The 8,507-nt window shown below is 64.2% G+C and carries 9 protein-coding genes and 1 tRNA gene; 9 read left to right on the top strand and 1 reads right to left on the bottom strand.

Annotated elements, in window-relative coordinates; genetic code table 11:
- From IH615_RS09090 to IH615_RS09080, 3 genes are all read left to right on the top strand, one after another.
- Positions 1–1,107: FAD-dependent oxidoreductase (locus IH615_RS09090; protein ID WP_291361537.1), on the top strand; the 1,107-nt coding region annotated here is incomplete at its 5' end.
- A gap of 53 nt (positions 1,108–1,160) precedes the next feature.
- The gene (locus tag IH615_RS09085) at positions 1,161–2,591 is read left to right on the top strand and encodes a HAMP domain-containing sensor histidine kinase (RefSeq protein ID WP_291361536.1); all 1,431 of its coding nucleotides are present in this window, start codon (positions 1,161–1,163) and stop codon (positions 2,589–2,591) included.
- Between the two features lie 129 nt (positions 2,592–2,720).
- Positions 2,721–2,797, top strand: a tRNA-Arg gene (locus IH615_RS09080).
- 273 nt (positions 2,798–3,070) lie between these two features.
- Here the strand turns inward: IH615_RS09080 and IH615_RS09075 are convergent.
- The gene (locus tag IH615_RS09075; protein WP_291361535.1) at positions 3,071–4,300 is read right to left on the bottom strand and encodes a helix-turn-helix domain-containing protein; all 1,230 of its coding nucleotides are present in this window, start codon (positions 4,298–4,300) and stop codon (positions 3,071–3,073) included.
- Between IH615_RS09075 and IH615_RS09070 the strand changes: the two genes are divergently transcribed.
- The 6 genes from IH615_RS09070 to IH615_RS09045 all read left to right on the top strand — a co-directional run bounded on the left by IH615_RS09070 (position 4,275) and on the right by IH615_RS09045 (position 8,486).
- Positions 4,275–5,141, top strand: a complete 867-nt coding sequence (locus IH615_RS09070) for an ABC transporter substrate-binding protein (protein ID WP_291361534.1) — start codon at positions 4,275–4,277, stop codon at positions 5,139–5,141. The two genes, IH615_RS09075 and IH615_RS09070, sit on opposite strands and share 26 nt — an antisense overlap.
- A gap of 69 nt (positions 5,142–5,210) precedes the next feature.
- Positions 5,211–5,978, top strand: coding sequence for an amino acid ABC transporter ATP-binding protein (locus IH615_RS09065; protein WP_291361533.1), 768 nt, complete (start codon positions 5,211–5,213; stop codon positions 5,976–5,978).
- Positions 5,979–5,989: 11 nt separating this feature from the next.
- The gene (locus IH615_RS09060) at positions 5,990–6,640 is read left to right on the top strand and encodes an amino acid ABC transporter permease (RefSeq protein WP_291361531.1); all 651 of its coding nucleotides are present in this window, start codon (positions 5,990–5,992) and stop codon (positions 6,638–6,640) included.
- The gene (locus IH615_RS09055) at positions 6,637–7,308 is read left to right on the top strand and encodes an amino acid ABC transporter permease (RefSeq protein WP_291361529.1); all 672 of its coding nucleotides are present in this window, start codon (positions 6,637–6,639) and stop codon (positions 7,306–7,308) included. Before IH615_RS09060 ends, IH615_RS09055 begins: the two co-directional genes overlap by 4 nt.
- Positions 7,309–7,312: 4 nt before the next feature.
- Positions 7,313–8,059, top strand: a complete 747-nt coding sequence (locus IH615_RS09050) for a gamma-glutamyl-gamma-aminobutyrate hydrolase family protein (RefSeq protein ID WP_291361527.1) — start codon at positions 7,313–7,315, stop codon at positions 8,057–8,059.
- Positions 8,046–8,486 carry a RidA family protein gene (locus IH615_RS09045; RefSeq protein WP_366484950.1) on the top strand — a complete coding sequence of 147 codons (441 nt, stop codon included), beginning with the start codon at positions 8,046–8,048 and terminating at the stop codon, positions 8,484–8,486. Before IH615_RS09050 ends, IH615_RS09045 begins: the two co-directional genes overlap by 14 nt.
- Positions 8,487–8,507: the final 21 nt, after the last annotated feature.

Here is an 8,507-nt window from a genome sequence, read left to right as displayed (position 1 = left end):
GCCCTGGGCGTCACCCTGTTGACGGGCCAGGCCAGCTTTACCGACCGGCAGACGCTGCGCTGCGGCGATACCAGCATCCGCGCCCGCCAGTTTGCCCTGGCGACCGGCGCCTATCCGGCGATTCCCGCTCTGCCTGGCCTCGACCAGGTGCCCCATTTCACGCCGGACACCATTGCCGACAATATCCGCAAGCTCAGCCATCTCATCGTCATCGGCGGCACGCCGCAGGCGCTCGAACTCGGCCAGGCCTACCGGCGACTGGGCTCTGCAGTGACCATCGTGCCCCAGGGCGGCCTCTTGCCCGGTTTCGATCCTGAACTTGTCGCCATCCTGCTGCGCGCCCTGCGCGAAGAGGGCGTCGTCATCCGCGATGATGCCCAGGTTGCCGCGGTCGTGCCGCGCAGCCAGGGCACCGGCATCACGCTTGATGTCGCCGATGGGCAGGAGAGCCTCGACGTCTCCCATATCCTGATGGCCATGGGCGGGGTCCCCGATCTCGACGATGTCCTGCTCGGTGCGCTCAAGCTGCGCCGCGACCGCCTGCAGCCGGATCACCTGCTGCTGGGCCCCGACGGGCGGACCTCCAATGGCCGTGTCACTGCCATCGGTGGCGCCGCGGGCGAGCACCAGCCCCATATTGCGGCACGCCAGGCGAGCCTCCTGGTCGAGCGGCTGCTGGGCGTGGGCAATGGGCGCCTCGAGCCGCTGCATCTGCCCAGGCTGGTTGCCACCCAGCCCGCTCTGGCGCAGGTCGGGGCTGATTCTGCTCCCTCGCTCCGTACGGGCCAGATTGTGCTGCGGGCCAACCTGGCCGAGATCGAGGCGGCGCAGGCCATCGGCCAGCCGCAGGGGGCGATCCGCCTCGTGGCCAACCGGCAGGGCGCCATCATCGGTGCCGGCGCCGTCGGGCCGGGGGCAGGGGACCTCATTGCCCTCCTGGCGCTCACCATGGCGCGGGGCCTGCCGCTGGGCGAGCTCGCCCGCCTGGCCCTGCCCGAGGCGAGCCTCGCCGCAGCTTTGGTGGACCTCGCCGGCCAGCACCTGGCGCAGCAGCCTCGCCCCAGCTTTACGCGGCGCCTCCCCGGCCTTGGGCGCCTTCTCCCCTGATCCCCCTGTCCGGGGGCTTACGCCTTGGCCGGCTTTGCCTATAATGACTTGAAATGAAAGCCGAACGCAGCGTTTTGCCCAACCGGTTCTCCGGCCTCTCGATCAAGCTCATCGCCACCATTATCGCGGTGATACTTCTGGTCGAGATCGTGGTCTATCTGCCCACGCTCGCCGCCTTCCGCGCGAACTGGCTCGACGACCGGCTGCGGGTGGGGGTGGTGGCGGCGCGCGTGCTCGATGCCGTGCCCGATGTCATGGCACTGCCGCGCGAGCTGACCGATCGCCTGCTGACCTCGGCCGGGGCCAACGCCATCGTCTATCGCCGCCAGGGCCAGAGCCAGCTCATCGAACTGGCGAGCCCCATCCGACCGGACCTTGTGGTCACTGCCGATATGCGCCAGACCGACCTGGTGACCCTGATTACAGGCGCGCTCGATACGCTCTTTGCCGATCCCGACCGCACCCTGCGCATCGTCGGCGAGGGCGACCTCGACGATAGCCTGGTCGAGCTGCTGATGTCCGAGCGCCCGCTGCGCCAGGACATGCTGGCCTATTCCCGCCAGATCGGCATCGTCTCGCTGGCCATTGCCGCCATCACCGCAGTGGCGCTCTACCTGTTGGCCAGCTACCTCTTCATCTATCCGGTGCGCCGGCTGACGCAGAACATGCTCGCCTTCCGCCAGGCGCCCGAAAATGCCAGTCGCATCATCGTGCCCTCCGCCCGCCGCGACGAGATCGGCATTGTCGAGCGCGAGTTGGCGGCGATGGAATCGGACCTCTTCTCCATGCTGCGCCAGCGCCGGCATCTGGCCGATCTTGGCCTCGCGGTCGCCAAGATCAACCACGACCTGCGCAATACGCTGACCTCGGCGCAATTGCTGTCCGACCAGGTGGCGACGCTCGACGATCCCAAGGTGCAGCGGCTGGCGCCGCGCCTCGTCACCACGCTCGACAAGGCCATCGGCTTTGCCCAGTCGGTGCTCGACTATGGCCGCGAAACCGCGGCGCCGCCGGTCATGGCGCCCACCGGCATCGCCGCCCTGGTCGATGACGCCGCCTTCGAGGCGCGCCTCGTCGGTCACCCCGTCATCGCCTTCAGCAACGCCACCCCCACAGCGCTCGTGCTCAACGTCGACGCCGCCCAGCTCGGCCGGGTGCTGGTCAACCTGCTCAAGAACGCCCGCGAGGCGCTGGAGGGCGCCGGCAACACCATCGCCGCACCCGAAGTGTCCGTCGCCGTCAACCAGGACAGCGAGGCCGTCACCATCTCCGTCAGCGACAATGGCCCGGGTCTGGCGCCACGGGCCCGCGCCAACCTGTTTGTCGCCTTCCAGGGCTCGGCCCGCTCGGGCGGCACCGGGCTCGGCCTCGCCATCGCCCGCGAAATCAGCGAAGCCCATGGCGGCCGGCTGGTGCTGGCCGACCAGCCCCTGGGCACCCGCTTCGAGCTGATCTTCCCGGCCAGCCTGCTTGTCCGACCGTAACGTCCGGCCGACGACGAAAAACTGTCATCTGCGCGCTTGCCAAGCCGGAACCGCCCATGTATGGGTTGCGCCGCTTCAGGCCGAAGAGCACACCGCCTCCGCCTGAAACCGCCGTTCAATCGGCAGTGCGCGCCCTTAGCTCAGCTGGATAGAGCACCAGACTACGAATCTGGGGGTCAGGAGTTCGAATCTCTTAGGGCGCGCCAATTCTCTCGAATATATTCAAAGACTTAGACAGTGCCGCGGCTCTGCTGGTCTCTGACCCGTCACAGTGGGTCGCCACCGGGTCGCCACGGCTAAGGACTTCACTAGGCCGTTAAGCCGGATTTACCGACATCGGCTGTGGCAGGGAACAGGTCCCAAAAGCTGCAGTCACCTCCAAGGGTTCGGCAGATGACTGAATTGGGGTGGTTGGCGGACGGTCGGGTTACGGTCGAGAGATGGGGGTAAGCCGACGTTGCATGACCGGCGCAGCCCGGTCATGGTTCGCGCCGGACCTGGGTTGGTGTCTTGCCAAGCTTCTTTCGGAAGGTGGCGGACAGATGAGCCGGGCTCGAAAAACCGGCCTCAAAGGCTATTGTAGTGATCGACTTGGTCGTGTGGCAAAGTAGCCAGTTCGCGAGGCGCAGCCGTGTCGTCAGTATGTACTCGCGAGGCGATTTGCCGATTTCGGTGTGAAAGAGCCGCGAAAAGTGGCGCTCACTCATACCCAGCCGGGACGCTACTTCTGCAACACCCGCCGCAGCGTCGAGGCCGCTCTCGATCATGACAATCGCCTTCTGCAAACGGGGATCGGCAATCTCGCGGTGCCGCACCATGCCGCTGCGCTCGAACTCGCCGACGCCCCGCCGGTCCGGCACGGACAGTTGATGCACCACCTTTGCAGAGCGGTCGGCCCCGAAGTGAGCCGACACGATCTGAGCCATATAGGCGAGGATCGATATGCCACCTGGCACGGTGGCAATCCCGTCGGCGGCCACGAAATCCTGACTGGTTGTCAACCGATGACCCGGAAACGCCGTCTCGTAGTCGCGACGGTGATAGGGATGGATGGAAGCGGTGACCCTGGAGAGGAGATGTTCCTCCGCCAGCACGAAACTGCCGGTACACACCCCCACTACCGTACATCCCATTTGCCGGGCCGCATGGATATAGCGGCGGTGCCCGGCCGGCGCATTGGCCAGTTGTGGCAACAGCCCACCAACAACGAACAGATAGTCGAACTCTCCCGGATGGAGGTAGGTCTGGGTCGGGCGGACTTCGATGCCGCAGCTGGAGCGCACCGGGCCCCCGGCACCCATGATCTCCCAGCGGCCCTCGATCTGCCGGGACATGTCGCCGAAGTCGCCAGCATGGCGCAGACTTTCGAGAATCCCCGTCAGCGACATAAGCGGGAAGCCTGGCCAAAGCAGGATGCCGACCGACAGCGTATGAGCGCCAGCTGGCATCACGGAATGACGGCGCTGCCAGACCTCGTCAAGCCACTGCACGTAATCGGCGCTTCCAGGATCGATGTCGGAACCGTTGGTCATGGCTGAAAAGTAAACGAAATGGCTGAAAGATAAAAGACGAGCCTTGAAGATGGGCATAGCGTTCATGTCCATGGCGAGCCGGACAAATGAGGGTTTGGTCGCGGCGCCGCCGGTGGGTTTCACCAAATGGATCGGGAACAGGGGAACAATCATGCAATTGATTGAACGCAGACTCATGCGCGCCGTCATGGCAGCATTGACGGCGATGGCAGCCGTCACCTCGGCAAGTGCATTTGACGTTGTGGAAGAGGGCAAGCTGACCGTTGCCTTCACCGGCGACATGCCGGGCTCGGGCTGGCAGGACGGTCAACTGATCGGCTACGACGGCGAAATCATGCAGGTTATCGCCAATCGGCTGGGGCTCGCGGTCAAGCCAGCGCTGATGGAGTGGTCCGGTACCATTGCATCGGTCGAGGCGGGGCGCGTTGATGTCATGCTGGGCACCATGGGCTGGACCGAGAAGCGCACCGAGATCATGTCGCTGTCCGAGCCGATCCATTATTTCAAGAATGGCATCATGGCGCCGGCCGGCAGCGGCTGGGACAGCCTCGCTGATCTCGAAGGCAAGACCATCGGCACCATTACCGGCTTCTCCTTCGTGCCGGAACTTGAGTCCATTCCGGGTGTAACGGTCAACCTTTACGACACGTCCGACGCAGCAGTGCGCGACCTGCTTGCGGGCCGCATCCAGGCCGTTATCGGCGATCCGCCGGTCGTCGGCTATGCCATCAAGCAGAATCCGGACTGGAACCTTGAGTTCAAGGCTTTCACCGACAACAACCCGGATTATCCGCTGCTGACCGGCCTTGGTCAGGTTGTGTTCGGCTTCAACAAGGCCGACGACGACCTGCGCCAGGCGGCAGACGCCATCATCCTAGAGATGTGGCAGGGCTGCGGCATGCGCAGCATCGGCGAGAAGTATGGGCTGAGCGACGCCGTGTGGTTCACCGCCGACGGCGAGAACTTCCGCGCCGGCGTGGACCGTCCGGACGACTACCAGCTGCCGCAGTGCAACTAGCTGCCTAGTCGGCCTGAAGCGGGCAGGCCTCTCCCTGGCCTGCCCGCCATTACCCCCGTGAGCAAGCACATGACCTCAACACCGCTGCTATCCGTGCGCGGCCTGCGCAAGAGCTTCGCCAATCTCGACATTCTCAAGGGCATAGACTTCGATGTAGCCGCCGGCGAGAAGATCGCGCTGATCGGACCTTCGGGGTCTGGCAAGTCGACCTGCCTGCGCTGCGTGAATTATCTCGAGCAGCCGACGGCGGGCGAGATATTCCTGGACGGGACAAGGGTAGGTGTTTCGACCGCACCGACCGCCAGGGCCATGAGCAATCGCCAGCTGGCGCCGCAACGGGCGCAGATGGGGATGGTGTTCCAGAGCTTCAACTTGTGGCCGCATCTCCCCGTGCGCGAAAACGTAGCCATTGCTGCCCGCATGGTACAGGGCCTGTCCCGCGCGGAAGCTGACGCGCTGGCCGAAGCCATGCTGGCTAAGGTTCACATGGAGCACAAATGCGACGCCAAGCCCGAGCAACTGTCGGGAGGTCAGCAGCAGCGCGTGGCTATCGCCCGTGCCCTAGCACAGCGTCCCAAGCTGATGCTGTTCGACGAGCCCACGTCAGCGCTCGATCCCGAGCTGGTGGCGGAAGTGCTCAGTGTCATCCACGAGCTGGCGGACGAAGGTCGCACCATGCTCCTCGTCACCCATGAGATTGCATTTGCCCGCGAAGTTGCCGATCGCATCTTCTTTCTTGATGGCGGTGTGATTTCCGAACAGGGCCCCGCACGCGACATCCTCGCAAATCCCAATACCGATCGCCTGCGCAGCTTCCTGCGCCAGCTTGCCCACTGACGGAGGGTCGAGTGGATATCTTCTGGACCATCCTCATAGGCCTGCTGACTAGCGCGGGGATCACCGTGATCGTTACGATCTCGGCCCTCTTCGTGGCTGTGATCCTCGGCCTCGCGCTGGCCTTGCTGCGGGAATTTTCCGGCAAGGCCTGGATCAGGGTGGCAGTGGACGCCTATTGCGAGTTGTTCCGCAATATCCCAGCCCTGACTCACCTCTTCATCATCTATTTCGGGCTCGCCTCACTGGGTCTGCGCATCGCCAGCGTTCCGGCGGCGATCCTGGGACTGGGGCTCATTGGCGCGGCGATCACTTGCGACATCTACCGCGGCGGCTATGCCTCGCTAAAGCGCGGACAGACCGAAGCGGCCCTCGCCGTCGGCCTCACGCCCTGGCAGACCATCATGTTGATTCTCACGCCACAAGCCTTGCGGGTCTCACTGCCGCCGCTGGGCAACTATGCCCTTCAACTGATGAAGGATACCTCGATCGTCTCGGCGATCGCAGCGCCGGAAATCATGTTCCAGGCCCGCTCCATGGTTACGTCCTCGTTCCAGACCACGCTGATCTATGCCACGGCGGCAGTCATCTACCTGGTTCTGAGCTTCCCGCTGGCTGTTCTCGTGCGGCGGCTGGAAACCCATTTTGGACAGGGGCGAGCATGATTGAGTTCCTCCTATCCTTTGTAAGCTATTGGTCTGAATGGGCCCCGCGTCTGCTCAAGGCGCTCGTCAACACTGCCCTGATTTCGGCGCTGGGTTTCATCGTTGCATCGGTCCTGGGCGTGCTCCTGGCCTTGTGTCTGGTGGCAAAGTCGACACCCTTGCGCCGGCTGGCGTCGGTCTATGTCGCCGTCTTCCGCGGCATTCCCCTGCTGGTCGTGCTGTTCCTGATCTATTTTGGCCTTCCGGGCGTCGGCATTGTCTTCAATGCCCTGACCTCGGCCGTAATCGGACTAGGTCTATGCTTTGCGGCGCAGATGGCCGAGGTGGTGCGCGCCGGCTTTCTTGCCATCCCGAAAGGGCAGTTCGAAGCTGCGGTCGCAGTCGGGTTCACGCCGAGTCAGTCGTTCCGGCTGATCATTCTGCCGCAGGTGCTGCGGGTCAGCGCCGCGCCGATTATCGTGACCTTCGTCGCGCTGCTCAAGGACAGCTCCCTGGCCTCGCTCATCACCGTCAAGGAACTGGTGCTCGAAGGGCGAGCCATTGCGACCGAGTATTTCATGCCGCTGCAAACCTTCATCTGGGTTGGCGTGCTCTACTTCGTCCTGGCCTTCCCACTCTCCCTGGCTGCGCGAGCCATGGCTCGACGCGCCACCGCAAATCTCAGGTAAGGCAATGTCCACAAACGTTCCCATCCCGTCCGCCGTCGTGCGGGACGATCGGTCCATGTCCCGCCCATTGGTCCTGATGACCCCCGATCTCGACGTCTCGGCGCTCAACCCGACCGAGGCCGAGTACATCGTTCGCGTCAACTACGCCGATGCCATAGCCGAGGCCGGCGGCATGCCGATGATCTTGCCATACCGCACCGAAAACATCGGCGCGGCGCTGGAGTTATGCGATGGCGTCGTGATCACCGGCTCGCGACCCGGTGTCCGGGTCGAAGCCGACCGCGAAGCATTCGAGTCTGCCTTGATCGCTGCGGCAATCGGGGGGGGCGTTCCGCTACTGGGTATCTGCCACGGCATGCAATTGATCGGCCAGCATCTTGGTGGACGTGTCGTTGCAGGTCCAGATGGAGACGGTCCGTCACGGCACATTCCCCAAATCGTGCCCGATCGGACCGTCCATGGCATAAACCTTGCCCCTGATTTGGGGTTGAGCGAGCTGACAGGCCAAGACACTGCCGAGGTGAACAGCCTTCATCGCCATGTGCTTGTGGGGCCTGGGCAATTTCGCATAGCCGCGCGCGCCGATGATGGTGTGATCGAGGCCATCGAAGGTGAGGCCACAGCGTTCTGCCTGGGTGTGCAATGGCATCCCGAGTACCGACTGACTGAGCTTGACCGGGCCATCTTGGCAACGTTCGTTTCCCAATGCGCCGTTCGCGCAACCACAAGGCACAGTCATGTCGGTGCTTGATCGCCTGGAGCAACTTGGTCTCAGCCTACCCGAAGCCTCCGCCCCGCCGGGCGCCTTTGTTGGGGCAATCTGCTGGGGCAGGACAGTCACCGTGTCTGGCCAGGTTCCGTTGGTGCGCGGTCGGGTGGTCGCCACAGGCCGCCTCGGCGCAGATGTTTCGCTTGAGCTGGGTTGCACCTGCGCGCGGCTCGCTCTGCTCAATTGCCTGGCACAACTTGCGATCGTCGCAGGTTCGCTCGACAACGTCGCCGGCTTCGTTCTGCTCGCCGGCTATGTGGCTGCCGTGGCGGAGTTCTCGCAGCACGGCAAGGTGGTTGATGGCGCATCCGAATTGCTGCGCGAGCTCTTCCCGATCGCTGGCATCATGCGCGCCTGGCAGTGGGCGTCGCTTCCCTGCCGCGCGGCGTGCCTGTGGAGATCGAGCTGACCGCAATGCTGAAGGACGAGC

Origin of the sequence: Devosia sp. (assembly GCF_014860165.1) — a bacterium.
Classification (GTDB): domain Bacteria; phylum Pseudomonadota; class Alphaproteobacteria; order Rhizobiales; family Devosiaceae; genus Devosia.
Note: the sequence above shows the minus strand (reverse complement) of the source record. Positions and strands in the feature narration are given on the sequence as shown.

Bases quoted from the DNA above. Each gene is read 5' to 3' on its own strand.
- IH615_RS09085 (WP_291361536.1), top strand. From the start codon at position 1,161: ATGAAAGCCGAACGCAGCGTTTTGCCCAACCGGTTCTCCGGCCTCTCG.
- IH615_RS09075 (WP_291361535.1), bottom strand. From the start codon at position 4,300: ATGAGTCTGCGTTCAATCAATTGCATGATTGTTCCCCTGTTCCCGATC.
- IH615_RS09050 (WP_291361527.1), top strand. From the start codon at position 7,313: ATGTCCACAAACGTTCCCATCCCGTCCGCCGTCGTGCGGGACGATCGG.
- IH615_RS09045 (WP_366484950.1), top strand. From the start codon at position 8,046: ATGTCGGTGCTTGATCGCCTGGAGCAACTTGGTCTCAGCCTACCCGAA.
- IH615_RS09055 (WP_291361529.1), top strand. From the start codon at position 6,637: ATGATTGAGTTCCTCCTATCCTTTGTAAGCTATTGGTCTGAATGGGCC.
- IH615_RS09070 (WP_291361534.1), top strand. From the start codon at position 4,275: ATGCAATTGATTGAACGCAGACTCATGCGCGCCGTCATGGCAGCATTG.
- IH615_RS09065 (WP_291361533.1), top strand. From the start codon at position 5,211: ATGACCTCAACACCGCTGCTATCCGTGCGCGGCCTGCGCAAGAGCTTC.